The following is a 21736-nucleotide window of genomic DNA, read 5'->3' on the forward strand; positions in this document are numbered from 1 at the left end:
AGATAAATGAGCCTGATCGCGACTTCTTCACAGCAGAAAGTGGTAATAGGTCTTGGCGCTACCGGAAAGTCGGTGGTGCGCTACCTGCTGCGTCACGGCCATACGCCGGTCGTGGCAGACAGTCGCGATAACCCGCCGGGGCTCGAAGCTTTCTGTCAGGAGTTCCCTGAGGTTGCGGTGGAAACAGGTCCATTGCGCCCGGGGACAATACTCGCCGCGAGCTTGATTATTGCTAGCCCGGGAGTTGCGCTTGCTGAACCCGTATTGCAGCAGGCGATTGCGGATGGGATTCCTGTGGTTGGGGATATTGAGTTATTTGCCCAGGCCCTGACTCGGATGAAATCGACAGCAAAGCTCGCCGCGATCACAGGCTCCAACGGAAAGAGTACAGTGACCACACTCCTGGGGGAGATGGTTGAAGAGGCAGGGCTGACAGTTGGTGTGGGTGGCAATATCGGTGTGCCGGTGCTGGATTTACTTGAGAAACCTCTGCCGGACATCTTTGTTTTGGAGCTTTCCAGTTTTCAATTGGAAACCACCTACTCGTTGGCACCTACTGTAGCCACCATTTTAAATATGAGTGCGGACCATATGGACCGCTACCCCAGTATGGTGGAGTACCACCGGGCCAAGCAGCGCATTTATCGCGGAGCGGATCAGTTCGTGATAAATCGCGCGGACCCATTATCCCAGGGGCCTCTTTCCCGAGAGAGACGGGAGTGGAGTTTTGGGCTTGATCAGCCGGATCTCAATCAGTTTGGCCTGCGCTTGCATGAGGGGCAGAACTGGTTGGCTCGAGGCACAGAAGTTTTAATGCCTGTGGCCGATTTGGCTATGGTGGGTAAGCATAATATTGCCAATGGTTTGGCAGCCCTGGCAATGGGTTATGCACTGGGCCTACCCACTGAGGCGATGCTAAAAGTTTTACGCAACTTTCGCGGGTTGAAACATCGCTGTGAGCGCGTGGCTGATTTTGAAGACGTTGTTTATGTTAACGATTCAAAAGGCACCAATGTAGGAGCAACCCAGGCGGCATTGGATGGCTTGGCTACGGCAACCAGTAAAATAGTGCTTATTGCTGGAGGGGATGGCAAGGGTGCTGATTTTGCTCCCTTACGAAAAAGTGCAGGAGCACTCCGGGCCCTAGTTTGTATCGGTGTAGATGGAGACAAAATAGCCGGTGTCTTTGATGGCCTGTGCGAGATTCGCAGGGTTAGCACAATGGCAGAGGCCGTCGCTGAGGCCAGACAATTAGCCAATGGCGGTGACTATGTATTGTTATCACCGGCATGTGCCAGCTTTGATATGTATCAGAACTTTGAAGCCCGCGGTGATGATTTTCGCCAGGCCGTTCTGGAATTATGCGATACCGCTGGTGACTCCCAGTGAGTGCCCAGGTAATCAAGGCTCAAGGTAGTGAATGGCAGGATGGGCTGCTGCTACTCAGTGTTCTGGTTCTGGCTAGCATTGGTGTGGTGATGGTCGCTTCAGCATCTATCGCTTTTGCTACGGATATTTATGGTGATCCCTGGTATTTCCTTAGGCGCCATTTGGCTTTTTTGATGTTTGGTGGATTAGCTGGGTTTGTCGTTAGTCAGATTCCCCTGTCAATTTGGTCGCGACTGTCCTGGCCATTATTACTGTTTGCCTGCCTGCTATTGATTGCCGTGCTTGTGCCGGGGATTGGACGGGAGGTGAACGGTAGCCGGCGTTGGCTGGTATTTGCCGGCATAACTGTACAACCTGCGGAAGTGGCTAAGTTCTGTCTGCTAGTTTTTTTCGCCAGTTTTTTAACTCGTCGAAATAAGCAACTACGCCACTGGACCAGCTTTATGGTGCCAGTGGTGATTCTCGCAACGGTTGCTCTGCTATTGCTTTTACAGCCGGACTTCGGTTCGGTGGTTGTAATTTCAGGCACCGTGTTGGCAATGGTTTTTTTAGCGGGAGCGCGTCTTCCCCATACTTTTTTATTGGTAGCTGCGGCTGCGAGTGGACTGGCGTTAATGGCACTGATGAGTCCCTATCGCTTACAGCGATTGCTGACGTTTCTGGATCCTTGGGGGGATCAGTTTGCCAGTGGCTACCAACTTACCCAGTCCCTGATTGCATTTGGTCGCGGAGAGTGGTTTGGAGTTGGTTTGGGCAATAGTGTGCAAAAACTGTTTTACCTGCCTGAGGCCCATACGGATTTTATTTTCGCCATTCTTGCAGAGGAATGGGGAATGTTGGGTGGTGTAGTGCTGGTAGGGCTTTTTGTTGTTCTCACCTACTCACTGCTCCGCCTGGTAAAAGAGGCCCTGGTGCAGGAGAAGTTTTTCGCTGCACTTCTGGCTTTTGGTATGGCAGTGCTATTGGCAGGGCAAGCTTTCGTGAATATGGGTGTTGCTTCAGGCCTGTTGCCGACTAAAGGGCTAACGCTGCCATTTGTCAGCTCTGGTGGCAGCAGCCTGATTGTATGTTGTGCATTACTAGGCTTGGCGATGCGGATTCGGGCTGAACTAAAAGAGCCTGCTGAAAACGGAAGCGGGGGGCTTGAGCTTTTGCGTCAGCTGCCAATATTCCATTCACCCAAGTCCAGTGTGAAGGGCAGCAACGGAGAAACGGTTTGATGTCTGAAGTAAATAAGCGTTTTTCTGGAAAGAAGTTTTTGCTGATGGCCGGTGGTACCGGCGGTCATGTGTTCCCAGCGTTGGCTGTGGCTAAAGCGTTGCAAGAGCAGGGAGCTGTTGTCGAGTGGTTAGGTACTGCCCGTGGGATTGAATCCCGATTAATACCTGCGGCGAATATTCCTTTGCACTGCATTAAAGTGGAGGGTATTCGGGGGAAGGGAAAGTTGGCCTTACTCAAAGCCCCGTTGCAAATTTTGCGGGCAATTGCTCAGGCCAGGGCAGTTGTTAAGCAGGTACAACCTGATGCAGTACTCGGCTTTGGCGGCTTTGCGACCGGCCCAGGGGGCGTTGCAGCCCGTCTCGGGGGGATACCGTTGATTATTCACGAGCAAAATGCTGTTGCCGGAACGACAAACCGCTTGTTAGCGCGGATTTCCAGCCAGGTGCTTGAAGCATTTCCCAGTGGGCTACCCGGTGCCAGGCAAGTGGGCAATCCAGTGCGCAAAGAGATTGCAGAATTGCCTGAGCCAGAAACTCGAATTGGTAGCCAGTCGTCTCTGCGCCTTTTGGTATTGGGCGGTAGCCTCGGTGCTGTAGCAATTAATGAACTGGTTCCTAAGGCAATCGCATTGCTGAAACCCTCCCTGCGCCCGGTAGTGGTCCACCAGGCTGGAGAGCGCCACCTTCAGGCTGCCAAAGACGCCTATAAAGAGGCGGCAGTAGAAGCAGAGGTGCTCCCTTTTATTGCGGATATGGCTGAGGCCTACCGCTCTGCGGACCTGATTATTTGCCGTTCCGGGGCTTTGACTGTTTCTGAAATTTCAGCTGCGGGAGTCGGTGCAATCATGGTGCCTTTCCCCTTTGCAATTGATGATCATCAAACGCGTAATGGCGAGTGGTTGCAAAATGCTGGCGGAGCGATTGTTATGCAGCAGCGGGAAATGGACGAGCAGAAGTTATCCGGCTTGTTAAAAAGCCTGTTAGAAGATCGTCAGAAACTATTGCAAATGGCGACCTCCGCGCGGCGCGCGGCAAAAACTGATGCGACTGAGCAAGTGGTTAACGCTTGCAGAGAAGAGCTGGCCTCGGCCAGGTAACACAGAATAAGTGGACGAAGGTTAAAGTAATGTCTTCAGTGCGGACAAACGAAGATAAAAGTTATGCGGTACCGGCCATGCGCCGTATCCGCCGTATCCACTTTATTGGGATCGGTGGTGCCGGTATGAGCGGCATTGCAGAGGTACTGCAGAACCAGGGCTACGAAGTCTCAGGTTCTGACCTGCGTGAATCTGCGGTTACTGATAGATTGCGCAAATTGGGCGTTAAGGTCCAAATCGGGCACAGCGAGGAAAATGTTCGCGGCGTTGATGTTGTGGTCAATTCCTCTGCCGTACATGGCGATAACCCGGAGCTGATTGAAGCGAGAGAAAAGAGAATCCCTATTGTGCGCCGTGCCGAAATGCTCGGTGAACTGATGCGCTATCGCTATGGCATTGCTGTGGCGGGAACCCACGGAAAGACCACCACGACCAGCTTAATCGCCTCAATCTTTGCAGCAGATAAAAAAGATCCGACCTTTGTTATCGGTGGCCTGGTCAACGCTGCCGGTGCCAATGCTGCCTTGGGCGAAAGTCGCTATCTAGTGGCTGAAGCTGATGAGAGCGATGCGTCTTTTATTCACTTACAGCCGATGGTGACGGTGATTACCAATATCGATGCGGACCATATGGAAACTTATGGTGGCGACTTCGAAAAGGTGAAACAGATCTTTATTGATTTTGTACACAACCTGCCATTTTACGGTCTGGCGGTAGTTTGCGGGGATGATACCAATGTTCAGGAAGTCATCCCCAAGTTTTCCCGCCCGGTTCTGACCTATGGATTTGATGAGGGTAATGACTACCGCATCGTTGAAGTAAAGCAGGAACCTCTGCGCAGCCATTTCACGGTACAGAGACCCAAAGGTGATCTATTGCAGGTTTCTGTGAATACACCGGGTATTCACAATGTTCTCAATGCGACTGCAGCAATTGCTGTAGCTAGTGATGAAGGCGTTAGTGATGAAGCAATTCGCCAAGGTCTAATAGGCTTCCAGGGCGTTGGTCGTCGATTCCAGATCTACGGTGATTATGCCGTTAGCGATGATACCGAAGCTGATAAGGTGATGTTGGTAGATGACTACGGCCACCACCCACGTGAGGTAGCCGCTACTGTAAAGACAGTTCGAGATGGCTGGCCGGATCGTCGCTTGGTAATGATTTATCAGCCCCACCGTTATACCCGTACACGGGACTTGTTTGAAGACTTTGTTCAGGTCCTCTCTGAAGTGGATAAGTTGATTTTGCTGGATGTATACAGTGCGGGTGAAGCGCCAATTGCCGGTGCCGATGGCAGAACGCTTGCGCGAAGTTTACGCAACAGGGGACAGGTAGATCCGATTTTTATGGAAACTATCGATCAGGTTCCCCCGGTATTAGCTGATCTGTTGGAGCCAGGTGATATTGTCCTGACCCAGGGAGCTGGCAACGTCGGAGCACTTTCGCAAAGGTTGGCTGATTGGCGCTTGGGCGAGCGCAGCGGCGAGGGCTAAGTAGCTAGTGAAAGGAGCTGGAACGAAATCAGCCGGGAGAAAAAAAAGACAGCTCGCGGAGCGAGCCCTCTTGGAACCGATGATCCCGAGAAGCTTCGTCTGAACTGGAAGCGGTGTTTTTTTTTATTGGTGATGTTCGCAGGCTTTAGTGCTTTGCTCTATGGTGCAGTTTGGTTATGGCGATGGGTGCCATCGGTTGAGTTGAGTAATGTTGATGCCCTGGAGCAAGTTGAAGTACGCGGGGCTTTTAATGCGGTAACTGAAGAAGAGTTAAGAGAGGTGCTTCTTCCTCACTTGAAAGCGGGCTTTTTTTCAGCGGACATTCAGGCGATGCAGCAGACATTACTGTCTAACCCCTGGATTACTTCCGCCTCGGTGAGCAGGCGTTGGCCGAAGGGTGTTGAGGTTGATATCACTGAAGCACAACCTCTCGCGACCTGGGGTAAAGATAAATTGTTGGTAGCGAGTGGGGATCTGCTGCCGCGTCCGTCACATATGGGGGTTCAGTCCCTGCCCGAGCTTGCCGGGGATGAAGAATTGGTAGAGCGGATTATGCTGCAATACCGCGCGCTTGCGGGGTTACTGACCACGCGGGATATGGAGGTTAAGCGGTTGTCATTTGACGACCTAAGCGGTTGGCATCTGGAGTTAGTGTCGGGAATTGAATTAAAACTTGGCCATGATGCTTTATTGGAGCGGGTACACCGTTTTCTGTATTTGAGTCGGGGTGTACTGGCGCCGCACTTGCAAAAAGTTGTCAGCGTCGATACGCGCTACAGCAATGCGGTAGCGGTTCAGTGGAAAGACGAAGAAAAGTAAACATCGAGGCAGCCCGGGTGGCTGTTTTATAGATAAAAGTTTAAAAGCGAATGCTGTGTTCTGGTCCGATAGCAGAACCTGAAACAGAATGCAGCTCAGCGGGGTTGGCACGAAAATGACACAGGTATCCGATCAGCGCATGATTGTTGGACTGGATATAGGCACCTCTAAAGTAGTCGCTATTGTCGGTGAAGCTTCCGGTGATGGGGAACTTAATATTGTCGGTATCGGCTCTCATCGTTCCACTGGAATGAAAAAGGGCGTAGTGGTTAATATTGAATCAACCGTGCAATCTATACAGCGCGCTGTGGAAGAAGCTGAGTTGATGGCGGGTTGTGAAATTCACTCTGTGTACGCAGGGATTGCGGGAAGTCACATTCGCAGCTTGAACTCTCACGGTATAGTTGCGATTAAGGATCGAGAGGTTACCCAGCAGGATCTCGATCGTGTTATTGATGCTGCCAGGGCTGTCGCTATTCCTGCGGACCAGAAGATTTTGCACACGCTTCCGCAGGAATACCTGATTGATAATCAGGAAGGGGTAAAAGAACCTCTCGGAATGTCTGGTGTTCGCCTCGAAGCAAAGGTCCATTTGGTCAGCGGTGCGGTGAATGCCGCACAAAATATTGAAAAGTGTATTCGTCGCTGTGGTCTGGAAGTAGAAGATGTCATTCTTGAACAATTGGCTTCAAGTTACGCAGTCCTGACCGAAGATGAAAAAGAGTTGGGAGTGTGCATGGTAGATATTGGTGGAGGAACTACCGATATTGCTGTGTTTACTGGTGGATCTATTCGGCATACGGGTGTGATACCGATTGCTGGAGACCAGGTTACCAATGATATTGCCATGGCTTTGCGCACACCGACACCGCACGCAGAAGATTTGAAAATCAAATATGCGTGCGCATTGGCAAAGCTCGCTCGGGAAGGTGAAACCATCAAGGTGCCGAGCGTTGGTGATCGCGCGCCCAGGGATTTATCCCGACAGGCATTGGCCGAGGTCGTTGAGCCGCGCTACGACGAATTGTTTACATTAGTACAGGCGGAGTTACGTCGCAGCGGCTTCGAAGATTTGTGTGCGGCGGGTGTAGTACTTACCGGCGGCTCTTCAAAAATGGAGGGCGCGGTTGAACTGGCTGAGGAAATTTTTCATATGCCGGTTCGCCTAGCAGTGCCTCAGGGTATTGCAGGTTTGACGGATATCGTCAGCAACCCAATTTATTCCACTGGAGTTGGATTATTGATGTATGCGATGCAGCAGGAAGAGGCTCGAGAGGGCAAAATACAGCCTGTGCGCAACGATAATCAGTGGTGGGACAAGGTAAAGCACTGGTTTCGCGGAAATTTGTAATAGAGTGCAACCAGATTTAGCCATCCGGTGAAGGATTTTTTTTAGGCATGGCTGTAAAATTCGACATGAGCAAGAAAGGGGAACAGCAATGTTCGAACTAGTTGATAGCGTACAGGATAAGCCTGTCATCAAGGTGATTGGTGTCGGCGGCGGTGGTGGTAATGCTGTTAAGCATATGATCGCCAATGATGTTGAGGGCGTAGATTTTATCTGTGCAAATACAGATGCACAGGCCCTCAAAGATGTTGAGGCCCGCACTATCCTGCAACTGGGTAACACAATTACACGCGGTTTGGGCGCAGGGGCAAACCCGGATATTGGCCGTCAGTCCGCACTTGAAGATCGCGATCGCATTGCTGAGGTATTAACCGGTGCGGATATGGTATTCATCACTGCCGGTATGGGCGGTGGTACCGGTACCGGTGGTGCGCCGATTGTCGCTGAGATTGCAAAAGAACTGGGCATCCTTACCGTTGCGGTAGTTACTCGCCCATTTAAGATCGAAGGGCGCAAACGCACAGTTGTAGCTGAAGAGGGTATCCTTGAGCTGCGTGATAAAGTTGATTCTCTGATTACTATCCCCAACGATCGTTTGCTGGAAGTACTCGGTAGCAAGATCACAATGAAATCTGCTTACAAAGAGGCAGATAACGTTTTATTGGGTGCTGTACAAGGCATTGCAGACCTGATGATTCGTCCGGGCATCATGAACGTGGACTTCGCCGATGTGCGCACCGTAATGTCTGAAATGGGCATGGCGATGATGGGGTCCGGTTCTGCCGTCGGTGAAAACCGTGCGCGCGAAGCGGCTGAGAAAGCCGTGCGAAGCCCGCTACTGGATAACGTCAACCTGGCAGGTGCTCGCGGTATCCTGGTGAATATCATCACCGGTAGCGAAGAGGCGGGCTGTCAGGAACTGACCCTGGGTGAGTACTCTGAAGTAGGTGAGATTGTCCAGGAAATCGCCTCCGATGAAGCTACTGTGGTTATCGGTACAGCGGTAGATGATAAGCTCGGTGATGAGATGCGGGTTACCGTTGTGGCCGCAGGTCTTGGAGAGGGTACTCCTGCAGCGCGTCCGGCGAAGGTGGTGGATAATACTCGCCGCCCAGAGCCTCGCGAGCCTGTTCGTGAAACCCGTGAGGTTCGCGATAATCACAGCGCTCACGCTGGCCACAGCTCTGCGGGACTGGCAAGCCGCGAGGCCATTGATCCGCGCCCTCGTGCTGAAGCGGAGCGCCCCAAGCGCCCGGCTCCTGCCCTGAATCCCGCTGATGCGGATATGGAGTACCTGGATATTCCAGCCTTCCTGCGCCGTCAGGCAGACTAGGAAACGGTACCGCAGAGGCAGAACACCGCTCATGTCTGCCCGGCTCCGGCTGGGTATTGCCGCTGCGGTGCGGCTTTTGCTCGGGTCTACCTTGTCGAATGGGTGGGCCCTTGCCCCGTTTGTGTAGATTTTGATCAGAACTGGTGAGTCGCAATAACTATCTAAAATAATTAACAATTATTAACAGCGCTTGCGGAGCTTAGGATCTTAGAATGCTGTCATAGCGACATGCGTTGGCGCTGCAATCTTTGCTTGATCTATCCTCATATAGGTAGGTGGTGCACAGTTGTGGTGACCACTCGCCCAGAATTGGTATTGGCGTCGCAATTGTGCTAGTATCGATGGCTTGCTGCGCCTTAGGGGCGTAGTCCACCGACGGGGAAAAGATAGTTTCATGATCAAACAGCGCACGCTTAAGAATGCTATTCGCGCCACTGGCGTAGGTCTGCACACTGGCAAGAAAGTTGTACTTACCCTTAAACCAGCGCCCGTAGACACCGGTATCGTGTTCCGTAGAACCGATTTGGACCCGGTAGTTGAAATCGAGGCTCGTGCGGAAAATGTCGGCGACACTCTCCTTTCAACCACCCTGGAAAAGGGTGATGTTCGCATTGCTACGGTAGAGCACCTGCTCTCGGCAATGGCGGGCCTTGGCATTGATAACGCGGTTGTCGAGTTATCCGCGCAAGAAGTGCCCATTATGGATGGCAGTGCCGGCCCATTTGTATTTCTAATTCAATCTGCAGGTATCCAAGAGCAAGCAGCTCCGAAGAAATTCCTGCGAATCAAGAAGCCAGTAACTGTAGAGGATGGCGATAAGGTTGCCAGCTTCCTGCCTTTTAATGGCTTTAAAGTGTCCTTCACAATCGACTTTGACCACCCGGTTTTCCAGGGGCGTAACCTGAGTTCATCCGTGGACTTCTCCAGTACCTCCTTTGTGAAGGAAGTGAGTCGCGCCCGTACCTTTGGCTTTATGCACGAAATCGAGTACCTGCGCTCCAAGGGCCTGGTTCAGGGTGGTTCCGTTGATAACGCAATTGTGATTGATCAGTACCGCATTCTGAATGAAGGCGGGTTGCGTTATGAAGACGAATTTGTGAAACATAAAATTCTGGATGCGATTGGCGATCTCTATCTTCTCGGGACCAGCCTGATTGGTGAGTTCAAGGCCTTTAAGTCTGGCCATGCGCTGAACAATAAATCCCTTCGCAACCTGATGGCTCAGGAGGATGCTTGGGAAATGGTCACCTTTGAAGGTGAGCAGGAAGAAGCACCGATCTCTTATATTAAGCCTATTTTGGCAGTTTGATACTTTCGCAAGAAGCCGGCATTATAGTGCCGGCTTTTTTGTATGATTGTTTCACAGAGAAAGCCTATAGATTTTTGGTATCCTTATTGGTTTGGCACCTCGGCTTGTGAGCTGGGGACTAACGAAAATTAAAAATGTCGAACTCCTCACAGCTCCTATGAAAGTAATCCTGGTTAATGAGCGCGGTGCGACTCGCAGCTTTAATTTTGGCAGTTTGAGCAAAGCCCTGTTGGGGTTGTGCTTGCTGAGCCTCCCTGTGGGTGCATTTCTGCTGGGGGCGAATTTACCGGTTACTAAAACTGACCTATTTGATTCCCGAACGGCCAAGGCCTGGAGCCGCGCACTGCGCAAACAGCAGGAAGAAATTGCTGAAGCAGATAGAGAGGCGCGGGAGCAGCTGGCAGCTCTTACCGTTAAGCTTGCAGAGTTGCAGGCGCGTTTAACTCGCCTTGATGCACTGGGTGAGCGTTTAACCTCTGTTGCCAACCTCGATGAAGGAGAGTTTGAGTTTGGCAGTGCACCTGCTATCGGTGGGCCGGAAGACCCCGGAATCGCAGGTGCATCGGAGTTGCCGTATCAGCCACCGGAATTCCTGGATGTTATAGGAGATCTCTCTCATCAGATTGAAGATCGCCAAATGCAGCTGAACACACTCGAATCCCTGATGGCCAACCTCAAGCTTGAGGACGAGCAGTTTTTAGCGGGCCGCCCGATCAGCAAGGGGTGGATGTCTTCCCGTTATGGTTATCGCACCGATCCATTCACTGGCCGTAGGACCTGGCATAAGGGTGTGGATTTTGCTGGCAAGATGGGCTCCGATGTTGTTTCAGTAGCCGCAGGTGTCGTCACCTGGGCTGATGAGCGCCATGGTTATGGTCAGTTGGTAGAAATCAATCACGGCAATGGTTATTCAACCCGCTATGGGCACAATAGTGAGCTGAAAGTGGGATTGGGTGACGTGGTCAAGAGGGGGCAGACTATTGCCCTGATGGGTTCCAGTGGTCGTTCTACCGGGCCCCATGTTCACTTTGAGATATATAAGAACAACCGCACGGTTGATCCAGCTAGCTATATCCGCCGCACAGGCAGATAAGAACTATCCTTCCTTTACGCGTAATTGTTGGTAGCTTGGCATAAGAGTTGCCAGCGCTTGCGCCTTCCTGTTTACTTGCACCCCTCGCATAAAGGAGCGTCGGTGCATCGATCTGCCTGATATTAGCGCCGACAGCGCAAATAAGATAAGTGGTTTCTAGATAATGATTGGCAAACTGATTAAATCGGTCTTTGGTTCAAAAAATGACCGCGAGCTGAAGCGCATGCGACGCGTCGTGGGAAAGATCAACGCTTTGGAAGAGGATTTCCAGAAGCTTGACGATGCGGGCCTGCGGGCTAAAACAGATGAGTTTAGGCAGCGACTCGCTGACGGGGAAAAGCTCGATCAAATTCTGCCTGAGGCGTTTGCGGCAGTGCGTGAAGCGGGTCGCCGGTCCATGGGTATGCGCCACTTCGATGTTCAGCTGATCGGCGGGATGACCCTGCATGAAGGGCGTATTGCAGAGATGCGTACCGGTGAAGGTAAAACCCTGGTTGCAACCCTGCCGGCCTATCTGAATGCACTTGAAGGTAAGGGCGTTCATATTGTTACGGTGAACGATTACCTCGCTTCGCGGGATGCCAATTGGATGCGCCCGGTATATGAATTCCTGGGCATGACGGTGGGAGTTATTGTTTCCCAGCAGCCACCGGAAGAAAAGAAAGCGGCCTATGAGGCTGATATTACTTACGGTACTAATAACGAATTCGGTTTTGATTACCTGCGTGACAACATGGTGTTGCGCAAAGAGGACCGCACCCAGCGCCCTCAGAACTTCGCTATTGTCGATGAGGTGGATTCCATCCTGATCGATGAGGCGCGTACTCCGCTGATTATTTCTGGAGCCGCCGAAGACTCTTCTCACCTTTATACGGCAATGAATAAGTTGGTTCCCCAGCTGGAGCGTGCCGAAGAAGGTGGGGAGGGGCACTACACCGTTGATGAAAAGACTCGCCAGGTTGAGCTGACGGAGCAGGGCCACTTGTTGATCGAAGACCTGCTGTCACGCAGTGGGTTGATGAAGGAAGATCAGTCCCTTTACGCCCCTGGGAACCTGGGCCTGTTGCACCACGTGCACGCCGCCCTGCGCGCGCATGTGCTGTTTAACCGCGATGTGGATTACATCGTGCAGAACGGCCAGGTGGTGTTAATTGATGAGCACACAGGTCGGACCATGCCCGGTCGCCGTCTCTCCGAAGGCCTGCACCAGGCGCTGGAAGCAAAAGAGAGTGTGCAGATTCAGAGTGAGAGCCAGACCCTCGCTTCTACAACATTCCAGAACCTGTTCCGCTTCTACCCCAAACTTGCGGGAATGACCGGTACTGCGGATACAGAAGCTTTTGAATTCCAGCAAATTTATGGCCTGGACGTGGTGGTGATCCCCACCAATAAGCAAATTCAACGTGAAGATCTCAATGACCTGGTTTACCTGAGCCAGGAAGAGAAGATGGAAGCGATTATTGAGGATGTGAAGCACTGTCGTGAAAAGCAGGCTCCAATCCTTGTAGGTACCGCTTCTATCGAAACCTCTGAAGAAATGTCCCGCAAGTTGCAAAAGGCGGGAATTAAGCACCAGGTTCTCAACGCGAAATACCACGAGCGCGAAGCACAGATCATCGCTCAGGCGGGTCGCCCGGGTGCAGTGACTATCGCTACCAATATGGCTGGTCGCGGTACCGACATTGTTCTCGGTGGTAACTGGGAGGCTGAAGCGGCAGCCCTGGCCCAGGAGAAGGGTAGTGAGCTGACCGAAGCGGAGCTCGCACAAGTCAAGGAAGATTGGAATAAGCGCCACGAGCAGGTGATCGCTGCGGGCGGTCTGCATATTATCGGTACTGAGCGCCATGAGTCCCGCCGTATTGATAACCAGCTGCGAGGCCGTGCAGGTCGTCAGGGTGACCCGGGTGTTACTCGTTTCTACTTATCTCTGGAAGATAACCTTATGCGCATCTTCGCCTCTGACCGGGTGAAGAATTTTATGCAGATGCTGGGTATGGAGCGCGGTGAGGCGATTGAGCACCGCATGGTTTCCAACGCTATCGAAAAAGCCCAGCGCCGTGTTGAAGGCCGCAACTTTGATATTCGCAAGCAGTTGTTGGAGTACGATGACGTGGCCAATGACCAGCGTCAGGTGATTTACGGCCAGCGCAATGAGCTGCTGGAAGCTGAGGTTATCAGTGATACCATCTCTGCCATTCGCGAAGATGTGGTTGACGGCATTGTCTCCGGTTCTATCCCTCCCCAGAGCGTGGAAGAACAGTGGGATATTCCAGCCCTGGAGCAGCAGCTCTCTGGCGAATTGGGTATCCAGTTGCCGGTTCAGCAGTGGCTCGATGAAGATCGCACTCTGCACGAAGAGAGCCTGCGGAAAAAGATTACTGTCGCCGCGCAGGAAGCCTATGCTGCAAAAGTTTCCCGTATTGGTGAATCTTCCGGTGATGCCAATCTGATGCCGACTATCGAGCGTCAGATTATGCTGCAAGTATTGGATCAGTTGTGGAAGGAGCACCTTTCCAGCATGGACCACTTGCGTGCGGGTATTGGTTTGCGGGCTTACGCCAACAAAAACCCCAAGCAGGAATTCAAGCGCGAGTCTTTCCATCTGTTCCAGAGCATGCTGGAGAACCTCAAGCATGAGGTGGTACGTATTCTTGCCCACGTAGAGCCGATGACTCGTGAGCAAGCGGAAGAGATGGAGCAGCGTCGCCTGGAAGAGCAGCGCAAGCAACAGCTCGAGCTGCAACATGCTCAAGCTTCAGCACTTCCAGAAAGTGAGCCCAAGGAGCAGCAGCAGGCTACTCCGGCACCAGAACGTCGCGGCCCTAAGGTCGGGCGCAATGATCCCTGCCCCTGTGGTTCCGGGAAAAAGTACAAGCAGTGTCACGGCAAGCTGGCTTCCTCTACCCAGAGCTAGTTCTCTACTGCTTGAATTCAGAAAGTGCCCCGCTTAGCGGGGTATTTTTTTAACCAGTAAAAGAATTATCTGCGGAAAAAGATTTTAATTCCGCAGATAAGTTTATTTTTGGCTTGCCTTACTGAGGTTCGGCTTTGATAATGTCGGCCGCTCATTTATTTCCGCTATTCCGTTTGGGTGAACTGGGGTCTAGGTTTACCTGCAGCTGTGATAGCCCAAAGTCGTTATTCTTATGCCTGAATTATCCATATCCGTTGTCGAAGGGGTTCGCCTCGCCAGTGTGCCAGCCAGGATCAAAGACTGGGAACGCAATGACCTGTTGTTGGTTGAGCTTGCTGAAGGAACTTCAGTTGCAGCCACTTTTACCCAGAATACTTTTTGTGCGGCTCCGGTAACGGTGGCCAAAGAGCATATCGCCAAAGGAGAAGTGCGAGCCCTGGTGGTTAATGCCGGCAATGCCAATGCCGCTACTGGGGTAAGGGGACTGGCGGATGCCCGGGCTACTTGCGAGGCGGTGGCAGATGCACTGAAGATTTCTGCTGAACAAGTATTGCCTTTTAGTACTGGTGTCATTGGTGAGCACTTGCCGATGGAGAGGTTACTCACTGCTATCCCGGGGTCTGCTGGACAGCTTGATCCCGCCGGATGGGAATTGGCGGCCGAGTCCATTATGACTACGGACACCCGGCCAAAGATTGCGAGCCGCAAGTTAATGATTAATGGTGAAGAGATTGCCGTTGTCGGTATTGCCAAAGGTTCCGGCATGATCCAGCCGAACATGGCTACCATGCTGGCCTATGTCGCCACTGATGCCGGTGTGACGCAGCCCCTGCTAGATCAAATGGTGCGGGAAGTTGTTGGGGCCTCATTTAATCGGATTAGCGTAGATGGAGATACCTCGACGAATGATGCTTGTGTTTTGATGGCTACAGGTGCTCGGGGGGAGATGATCAGCAGCTCTGAGAACACTGGCTATCTGGAGCTGTATAAAGCAATTTCGGAAATTCATATAGAGCTGGCCCAGGCCATTGTCAGGGACGGTGAGGGAGCGACCAAGTTTGTTACCGTACAAGTGGATGGCGCGCTCAGCAGTGAAGAGGCCTTGGCAGTAGCTTTTGAAGTCGGTGATTCTCCGCTGGTGAAAACTGCACTTTATGCCTCAGACCCTAACTGGGGTCGGCTGGTGATGGCGATCGGCAATGCTATCCAAGGCGAGTTAGACACCGAAAAGGTGGAGATTTTCCTCGATGATGTACAGGTGGTAAGTGCCGGTGGGCGCGCATCTGGATATCAAGAGCAGGCTGGAGAGCAGGTATTTTCAAAAGCTGAATTTACAATCCGTATTGAGCTGGGTCGAGGTGCCAGCAGTGAGCACATCTGGACCTGTGACTTCTCTCACGAGTATGTCACCATCAACGCAGAATATCGGACTTGAGGTAGTAGAGTGAGTAAGGTTGTCCATGTTGCTGTCGGTGTAGTAACCCGGGGGGACGGCAAGATCCTGATTGCCCGCCGTCCCGACCATTTGCATATGGGGGGGCGCTGGGAATTTCCCGGTGGCAAGGTGGAAGCTGATGAGTCTGTGCAGGAGGCGCTCTATAGGGAGCTACTTGAAGAAGTGGCCATTGAAGTACAGGAGTTGCAACCTCTGGTAGAAATTCGTCACGATTACCCTGAAAAAACCGTGCTGCTGGATACTTGGCAGGTAACGCAGTTCACGGGTGAGGCCCTAGGACGAGAGCAGCAGGAAATCAAGTGGGTGTCTGCTGGGGAGCTGGATAACTTCCACTTCCCCGATGCCAACCAAGCAATTATTGAAGCGGTAAAAGGGAGTTTCTCCTAAGCTTCATCTTGAACAGCTGCTTGCAGGCAGCTGTTCAAGTGGGTTGGATGGCCTTAATGGCGGGGCTTGTTCGGGTCCAGGTCATCACTCAGCACATCGTCATACACTGACTCCCCGGGAATCTTGTGTCCCTCACTAGCCCATTCGCCGAGATCAATCAGCTTGCAACGTTCGCTACAAAAAGGTTTGAAGGGAAACTTATCGCTCCATTCAATGGGCTTTTTGCAGGTAGGGCAGTTGAGTGTCGGCGTTACGCTGGATTTAGGCATAAGATAGCTTGGGCTCTAAAGTGATCTGAATCGGAATTGTACTCTAATTAACTTAGTTCGATTGTTCCAGCCGGGTAATCCGTAAGTATTCCCGATGGAGCTGCTCTACTTGAGCTTTGAGTGAGGCTAAGTCATTAGCGTTATCCAGCACATCATCGGCCTTCTCTAGTCGTTGCTCCCTTGTCAGTTGGGCCGCCATGATTTTGCGAATTTGCTCCTGCTGACTGTTATCGCGCGCGCTGGCGCGCTGAAGCTGCAAGGGCTCGGGTAGATCGACTACACAAATTCTGTTAACAAGCTCATATTGGCCTGATTCAATCAGAAGGGGGGATTCCAATATCGCGTAGGGCCCCTGACTTGCGTTCAGCGAGGAAGTTATCTCTTCTCTTATAAGCGGGTGTAATAGACTCTCCAGCCATTGCCGATCGCTTGGATTGTCAAATATTAGTGTGCGTAGTTTGCCTCGGTTTAACTCGCCATTTTCCAGTAAGACATCGGCTCCGAAGTGACGGGCTATCTGTTCCAGAGCGGGCTTTCCCGGTTGTACCACAACCCTTGCCGCCCAGTCTGCATCTACTACATTAATGCCAAGGTCATGGAAATGCCCAGCTGCTGCTGACTTTCCGCTGCCGATCCCGCCGGTTAAACCTACGGTAAACAATGGCTGCCCTCCCCAAGAATAAATAAGGTTGCGGTATAAATAAAAACCCCGGCCAGATAGCTGGCCGGGGTCATGGTAATCCAATTGGATGGAGAGTAGGTAGCTTGCGGTTTAACCGGTGAGTCCAGAGATATTGAAATACCAGTTCATAATGTGGTCCCCCCACAGCATAGCGATCCAGCCGGCACCAGCCAGATAGGGGCCAAAAGCGATGGGCAAGTTGCGATCCCGCCCTACAGCAACGCTCCAGGAAATTCCCGCGATAGCCCCCACGACGGCAGAAAGTAGGATGACCATCGGTAGCACCTGCCAGCCAAACCAGGCGCCGATAGCTGCCAGGATTTTAAAGTCACCAGCCCCCATACCTTCTTTGCCGGTAACAATCTTAAAGATGTGGAACACTAGCCAAAGAGATAGGTAGCCGGCAATAGCACCGATTACTGCGTCCTGCAGAGAAGCAAACACTCCCCAAATATTGATGATTAAACCGGCCCAGAGTAGCGGCAGCGTAATACTGTCTGGAAGCAGTTGCTTGTCAAAATCGATACCTGTTAAGGCGACCAATGCCCAGGTAAAAAAGCATCCAGCCAGTGCCTGCCAAGTGAAGCCCAGCTGCCAGACAACGACAGCGGTCAGAATGCCGGTAATCAGTTCTACCATTGGGTAGCGCTTGGAAATAGCGGTACCACAGGAGCCGCACTTACCGCGAAGAAACAGGTAGCTAATAATCGGGATATTTTGCCAGGCCTTGATCTCAACCTGGCATTTGGGGCAGTGGGAGTGAGGTAGTACCAAATTGAAAGGCTTTTCTAACTCCTTCTGCTCTTCTTCGGTAGAGGGCTTTGTATCAAAGTAGCTATAGAAGTCTCGCTTATATTCCCGCTCCATCATAACCGGGAGGCGCAGGATTACGACGTTGAGAAAGCTGCCTATTAGAAGCCCTAAAATAAAGGCCCCTGCCAAGATGAGTATTGGCAGGGTGTTGGTGGTTTCTTGTAGCATGACTAAATAACCTTCCCCAGATTGAATATAGGAAGGTACATAGCGATAAGTAAGCCCCCGACAAGCACACCCAAAACAGCCATAATCATTGGTTCAATCAGGGTGGTTAAATTGTCGACCATATTATCAACCGCTTCCTCATAATAATCAGCGGCCTTTCCTAACATTTCATCAAGGGCTCCAGACTCTTCACCGATAGCAGTCATCTGGATTAGCATAGCAGGATAAAGGTTCGAGGATCGGAGAGCAGTATTCAAAGGGATACCGGTGGCAACAGAGTCCCTGATTTTTAGAGTGGCTTCTTCATAGACGGAATTACCAGTGGCTCCGGCAACCGACTTTAGGGCATCAATTAAAGGGACGCCCGCAGCAAAAGTGGTAGAAAGGGTTCGCGCAAAACGCGCAGATATTGAGTTATAAGTGATGGTGCCTAAGATGGGTAGCTTCAGTATTAAGGAGTCAAAAAACTCGGCCACTTTTTTACTTCGTTTTTTTGATTCTATGATGCCTGTCAGCGTGGCAGCAGTGCCAAATAATGCAATAAACCAATAATCCTGCATCCATTCAGACATGTTTACAACAATTTGTGTAAAGTAGGGTAAGTCAGAACCGAAGCCGGCAAAAGTTTTGGCAAATTGGGGGACAACTTTTATTAAAAGCAAGGAGGTAACAATCACAGCGACCACAACAACCGCAATTGGGTAGGTCATGGCTTTCTTGATCTTTGCTTTAAGAGATTCTGTTTTTTCCTTATAGGTTGCTATGCGGTCTAGCATTGTTTCCAGTGCGCCAGACTCTTCCCCGGATGCTACAAGGTTGCAAAAAAGGTTGTCAAAATATAGGGGATGCTTTCTCAGGGCGTCGGCAAAAGCTGTACCTGAGGCGACTTCATCCCGTACTTTATATATCAGCTCTTTAACACTTTGGTTGTCTAAGCCATCGGCGACAATTTCAAAGCTTTGAACTAGAGGGACACCGGCCTTCATCATGGTAGCCATTTGGCGAGTAAATAGTGCAATATCAGCGGGCTTAACCTTTTTCTTGCCGCTCCCAAAGAGAGGTTTGGGTTTTTTTTGTACCCGGTTGGCAATAATGCCTTGCTTGCGTAGCTGGGCCTTGACCAGGGCGGGGCTGGTGCCACTGATCTCCCCTTGAACCTTGGCACCCTTACTGTCCACACCTTTATAGATGTATTCAACTGCTGTGGCATTGGCCATAAATGCTCTTCCTGCTCTTTGTCTCTTGCACTTGTTAATTCGACTTGCAAGAGATAACACTTAATTCTTTCAAGGCTTGTTATTTATATACTGGGGTATAAGGTATACCTTCCAAGACTTTTCATTAATCAATAATTGTGGTCTTTCAAGTTGGCAAACCGTTAAGCTGTATTAATCTTTGGTTACCCGGTTTGCCTCTTCCAGGCTGGTAACCCCCATAACCACCTTTCGAAGGGCTGAAATTCTTAAGTTATTAAACCCTTCTTCACGCGCCTTGTCAGCAATCTGGATGGAGTTGCCGCCCTCCATTATAATTCTGGATATGCCGTCAGTGATGCGAACCACTTCATACACGCCTACGCGCCCTTTATAGCCTTTAGTGCAATGTTCACAGCCTACGGGTTGAAAGATGGACCATTCATCTTGTGGAATGGTAACCGTATTGAACCCCTCGGCTTCCAAGACCTCATCGGGTAGGTTAATTGGCTTCTTGCATTCGTTACATAGCCTTCTAGCCAGGCGCTGGGCAATGATTACGCTAACAGAAGTGGCAATATTGAATGTCGGTACCCCCATGTTCATCAGGCGAGTCAGGGTCTCTGGAGCAGAGTTGGTGTGTAAGGTGGATAGCACCAAGTGTCCCGTTTGGGCGGCCTTGATTGCAATTTCCGCTGTCTCTAAGTCCCGGATTTCTCCCACCATAACAATATCCGGATCTTGTCGCAGGAACGAGCGCAGTGCCTCCGCGAAATCTAACCCAACTTTTGTAGAAACATTAACCTGGTTGATCCCCTCCAAATTGATTTCTACCGGGTCTTCTGCAGTTGAAATATTGCGCTCTGGGGTGTTGAGGATGTTGAGGCCTGTATAGAGGGAGACTGTTTTTCCTGACCCTGTGGGTCCGGTAACTAAAATCATCCCCTGTGGTTGAGCGAGGGCGTCCATGTAGATTTGTTTCTGGAAATCCTCATAGCCGAGTGCATCAATTCCCAGTTTGGCCGAGGAGGGGTCGAGGATTCGTAAAACAATCTTTTCGCCCCACAGGGTAGGCAGGCTGTTAACCCGAAAATCGATAGCCTTGGTTTTGGACAGCTTCATTTTAATGCGACCATCTTGTGGTACGCGTTTTTCCGAGATGTCCATTCTGGACATTACTTTTAGCCGGGCTGATATCCTTGTGGATAACTGTATCGGTGGCTTGGCGATTTCATGCAGTACCCCATCAGTCCTAAATCTTACACGATACGATTTTTCATAAGGCTCAAAGTGAATATCTGAAGCGCCGCTGCGAATAGCATCCAATAAAACCTTGTTGACAAAACGGACGATTGGGGCCTCATCCCCCCCGGGTTCGCCTTCACTGTCATGCTCCGGTTCACTACCATCAACATCCAGGCCATCAAGCTCTTCGTCGTCTACGCCATCGAGCCCGGCACCGATGTTGTCATTTTGCGATAGGTAGCTCTCAATAGCCTTACTCAGCTTATCCGCTTCGACCAATATTGCTTCGGTATTTAATCCGGTATTGAAGTTTATCTCATCCAGGGCGGCCAGATTGGTCGGGTCTGCTACGGCAACAAAGAGGCGGTTCCCGCGCTTATAGAGGGGAAGTGCGAAGTGTTTGCTGATCAAGTTTTCAGCTATTGTATCTTTAGGTATTAACTCGAAGTTATAGCTACTCAGCTCAAAGATAGGCGTGCCAAATGCCTGAGAGGCGATATTGGCAAGCTCCCTAGCAGAAACAAGCTTGGTTTCTACAGCGTGTTGCGCGAAGCTTTGATTTTCCCGATAGGCAGCCTTGATAGCTGATTTTGCTGTTGGCTCATCAAGAATTTTATCTGCAACCAGGCGTTTAGCCAGGCCACTAAGAGCGGGAGTTGTCATTGATTGGGTTGCCACATTGTGTTATCGCAGGAGTTAGGCCTGCTTGCTTTACTCGAACGGGAATCAGACCGACCCTCATAATGGGCTGGTGCAGGTTAACTAAATATAACGAATTAGCCGAATTGAGCCAAATCAGGTATTTACTCTTTGTCGTTGCCTACACTCAACTAGCTAGTGAGACCTGTGACAATTTTTGTCACAGGGTGATGGATACTGTCACTTAGTGCTAGCTAGCAGCATGTTGATGTCACCGAGTGATTGATTTCTCAATAGCGGAAACCAGTCTTGGTACCGTCTTGCAAGAGTTGGCATAAACCTTGTATCTTGTAGTGCGACTTCTTCACGGAGTCCATATTTATTCAAGTCTGTATGGAGACGGTTACAATGAAAAAGCAACAGGGTTTTACTCTTATTGAATTGATGATCGTAGTAGCGATCATCGGTATTTTGGCCGCGGTAGCTCTGCCGGCCTATGAAGATTACACTCGTGGCGCTACTGGTCAGGTTCTGGCAAGTGAAGCTAATGCAGTTAAAACAGCGGTTGCTATTTGTGCACAAAGTAATGGCGCTGATCTCACACCTTGCGATGCAGGTTTAAATGGTGTACCTAATGTTAGTGGTGCGGTGACTGCTATCGTAGACGGTACTATTAGTATGGACCTTACCGATCTCAATGGTGACGGTACTAATGAGACTATTAATATCGTTCCGGGGTTTGTTGCTGGTACTTCCTCTATGACATGGACTATCAACTCCACAGGCGGAGATGATGTATGTGCTGAGGGCTGGGTTGACTGCTAATTCTTAGCAAGTTGATTGAGCAATAAAAAACCCTGCTTTGCAGG

Annotated in this window: 18 protein-coding genes; 13 read left to right on the forward strand and 5 right to left on the reverse strand. The window is 50.9% G+C overall.

The window, feature by feature from the left end; genetic code table 11:
- Positions 1 to 6: 6 nt before the first annotated feature.
- The 12 genes from murD (at position 7) to mutT (ending at position 15858) form a co-directional block, all read left to right on the forward strand.
- Positions 7 to 1389 (forward strand): UDP-N-acetylmuramoyl-L-alanine--D-glutamate ligase, encoded by a 1383-nt coding sequence (murD, locus tag ACYX4J_RS04375; protein WP_476177972.1) that lies wholly within the window; start codon positions 7 to 9, stop codon positions 1387 to 1389.
- On the forward strand, positions 1386 to 2609 hold the full coding sequence (ftsW, locus tag ACYX4J_RS04380) for a putative lipid II flippase FtsW (RefSeq protein ID WP_476177973.1): 1224 nt from the start codon (positions 1386 to 1388) through the stop codon (positions 2607 to 2609). The genes murD and ftsW overlap by 4 nt, the downstream gene beginning before the upstream one ends.
- Positions 2609 to 3706, forward strand: a complete 1098-nt coding sequence (gene murG, locus ACYX4J_RS04385) for an undecaprenyldiphospho-muramoylpentapeptide beta-N-acetylglucosaminyltransferase (protein WP_444907506.1) — start codon at positions 2609 to 2611, stop codon at positions 3704 to 3706. Before ftsW ends, murG begins: the two co-directional genes overlap by 1 nt.
- A 29-nt stretch (positions 3707 to 3735) precedes the next feature.
- Positions 3736 to 5199 (forward strand): UDP-N-acetylmuramate--L-alanine ligase, encoded by a 1464-nt coding sequence (gene murC / locus ACYX4J_RS04390; RefSeq protein WP_475709562.1) that lies wholly within the window; start codon positions 3736 to 3738, stop codon positions 5197 to 5199.
- A 132-nt stretch (positions 5200 to 5331) separates the two neighbouring features.
- On the forward strand, positions 5332 to 6018 hold the full coding sequence (locus ACYX4J_RS04395; protein WP_413665884.1) for a cell division protein FtsQ/DivIB: 687 nt from the start codon (positions 5332 to 5334) through the stop codon (positions 6016 to 6018).
- A gap of 115 nt (positions 6019 to 6133) precedes the next feature.
- Positions 6134 to 7369: a cell division protein FtsA gene (gene ftsA / locus ACYX4J_RS04400; protein ID WP_282933862.1), complete on the forward strand. Its 1236-nt coding sequence runs from the start codon at positions 6134 to 6136 to the stop codon at positions 7367 to 7369.
- Between the two features lie 88 nt (positions 7370 to 7457).
- A complete protein-coding gene (gene ftsZ, locus ACYX4J_RS04405; protein WP_413663008.1) occupies positions 7458 to 8699 on the forward strand; it encodes a cell division protein FtsZ in 1242 nt (413 codons plus the stop codon).
- 394 nt (positions 8700 to 9093) lie between these two features.
- The gene (gene lpxC, locus ACYX4J_RS04410; protein WP_282933860.1) at positions 9094 to 10008 is read left to right on the forward strand and encodes a UDP-3-O-acyl-N-acetylglucosamine deacetylase; all 915 of its coding nucleotides are present in this window, start codon (positions 9094 to 9096) and stop codon (positions 10006 to 10008) included.
- 157 nt (positions 10009 to 10165) lie between these two features.
- Positions 10166 to 11101, forward strand: a complete 936-nt coding sequence (locus ACYX4J_RS04415) for a M23 family metallopeptidase (RefSeq protein WP_413663007.1) — start codon at positions 10166 to 10168, stop codon at positions 11099 to 11101.
- 163 nt (positions 11102 to 11264) lie between these two features.
- Entirely contained in the window at positions 11265 to 14015 is a 2751-nt protein-coding gene (gene secA, locus ACYX4J_RS04420) for a preprotein translocase subunit SecA (RefSeq protein WP_476177974.1), read from the forward strand.
- Between the two features lie 232 nt (positions 14016 to 14247).
- A complete protein-coding gene (gene argJ, locus ACYX4J_RS04425; RefSeq protein ID WP_476177975.1) occupies positions 14248 to 15450 on the forward strand; it encodes a bifunctional glutamate N-acetyltransferase/amino-acid acetyltransferase ArgJ in 1203 nt (400 codons plus the stop codon).
- Between the two features lie 9 nt (positions 15451 to 15459).
- Positions 15460 to 15858, forward strand: coding sequence for an 8-oxo-dGTP diphosphatase MutT (gene mutT / locus ACYX4J_RS04430; RefSeq protein ID WP_444925689.1), 399 nt, complete (start codon positions 15460 to 15462; stop codon positions 15856 to 15858).
- A gap of 53 nt (positions 15859 to 15911) precedes the next feature.
- Here mutT and yacG read toward each other — a convergent pair whose 3' ends face one another.
- The 5 genes from yacG to pilB form a co-directional block, all read right to left on the reverse strand.
- Complete coding sequence (gene yacG / locus ACYX4J_RS04435) at positions 15912 to 16127, reverse strand: DNA gyrase inhibitor YacG (RefSeq protein WP_108734183.1); 216 nt, start codon at positions 16125 to 16127, stop codon at positions 15912 to 15914.
- A 52-nt stretch (positions 16128 to 16179) separates the two neighbouring features.
- Positions 16180 to 16788: a dephospho-CoA kinase gene (coaE, locus tag ACYX4J_RS04440; RefSeq protein ID WP_476177976.1), complete on the reverse strand. Its 609-nt coding sequence runs from the start codon at positions 16786 to 16788 to the stop codon at positions 16180 to 16182.
- A gap of 111 nt (positions 16789 to 16899) precedes the next feature.
- Positions 16900 to 17790, reverse strand: coding sequence for a prepilin peptidase (locus ACYX4J_RS04445; RefSeq protein ID WP_476177977.1), 891 nt, complete (start codon positions 17788 to 17790; stop codon positions 16900 to 16902).
- A 2-nt stretch (positions 17791 to 17792) separates the two neighbouring features.
- Positions 17793 to 19007: a type II secretion system F family protein gene (locus ACYX4J_RS04450; RefSeq protein ID WP_476177978.1), complete on the reverse strand. Its 1215-nt coding sequence runs from the start codon at positions 19005 to 19007 to the stop codon at positions 17793 to 17795.
- Between the two features lie 171 nt (positions 19008 to 19178).
- Positions 19179 to 20891 (reverse strand): type IV-A pilus assembly ATPase PilB, encoded by a 1713-nt coding sequence (gene pilB / locus ACYX4J_RS04455; RefSeq protein WP_476177979.1) that lies wholly within the window; start codon positions 20889 to 20891, stop codon positions 19179 to 19181.
- Between the two features lie 384 nt (positions 20892 to 21275).
- On the opposite strand from pilB, the gene ACYX4J_RS04460 reads away from it, so the two are divergent.
- Entirely contained in the window at positions 21276 to 21692 is a 417-nt protein-coding gene (locus ACYX4J_RS04460; protein WP_476177980.1) for a pilin, read from the forward strand.
- Positions 21693 to 21736: the final 44 nt, after the last annotated feature.

This window comes from Microbulbifer sp. ABM4_008 (assembly GCF_056311705.1).